Origin of the sequence: Streptomyces sp. CB02980 (genome assembly GCF_014451325.2) — a bacterium.
GTDB lineage: Bacteria > Actinomycetota > Actinomycetes > Streptomycetales > Streptomycetaceae > Streptomyces.
Map to the genome: position 1 here is coordinate 1 of NZ_JACSCH020000066.1, position 915 is coordinate 915.

Annotated in this window: 1 rRNA gene and 1 pseudogene; one reads left to right on the top strand and one right to left on the bottom strand. The window is 66.7% G+C overall.

The annotated features are described in order from the left end of the window. Positions 1-151: 151 nt before the first annotated feature. Positions 152-268: ribosomal RNA gene (gene rrf, locus E0F75_RS39755) — 5S ribosomal RNA — on the top strand. Between the two features lie 6 nt (positions 269-274). On the opposite strand, the pseudogene E0F75_RS39760 reads toward rrf, so the two are convergent. After that, a pseudogene (locus E0F75_RS39760) lies at positions 275-915 on the bottom strand (hypothetical protein); the annotation flags it as partial.

The window sequence follows — 915 nt, forward strand, 5'->3', positions numbered from 1 at the left end:
AATGGGTGGAGCTGACCGGTACTAATAGGCCGAGGGCTTGTCCTCAGTTGCTCGCGTCCACTGTGTTAGTTCTGAAGCAACGAACGGTTGCTGGTTTCTAGAGCTAGAACATAACTACAGAGTGTGCTTGTTCGCTCGAAACCGATAGGGTTTCGGTGGTCATAGCGTTAGGGAAACGCCCGGTTACATTCCGAACCCGGAAGCTAAGCCTTTCAGCGCCGATGGTACTGCAGGGGGGACCCTGTGGGAGAGTAGGACGCCGCCGAACAATTCTTCAGGACCCCTGGTCCCAGCGTTCACGCTGGGACCAGGGGTCCTTTTGTTTTTTGCTTGACTTTTTCCGATGCGCGGCCGAGTGCCGGCTGCGCGAGAATGACTGCAGTACCCGAAGACAGGAGTCACGTCGATGTCCACCAACTCTCCCGACGACCGTCCGGAGCGCGAGCCGCGTCGCAGGGACGGTGCCGGCGCCGGCGGTGACCGGGGCGGCTTCCGTGGCCCGCGCCGTGACGACAACCGTGGCGGCGACAACCGCGGCGGTGGCGGCGGTGGCTTCCGTCGCGACGACCGCGGTGGCGACAACCGTGGTGGCGACAACCGCGGTAGTGGTGGTGGCTTCCGTCGCGACGACCGTGGCGGCGACAACCGCGGCAGCGGCGGCGGTGGCTTCCGTCGCGACGACAACCGTGGCGGCGACAGCCGTGGTGGTGGCGGTGGTTTCCGTCGCGACGACCGTGGCGGGGACAACCGTGGCGGTGGCGGTGGCGGCTTCCGCCGTGACGACCGTGGTGGCGACAACCGTGGCGGTGGCGGCGGTGGTTTCCGTCGCGATGACCGCGGTGGCGACAACCGCGGTAGTGGCGGCGGTGGCTTCCGCCGTGACGACCGGGGCGGGGACAACCGCGGCAGCGGCGG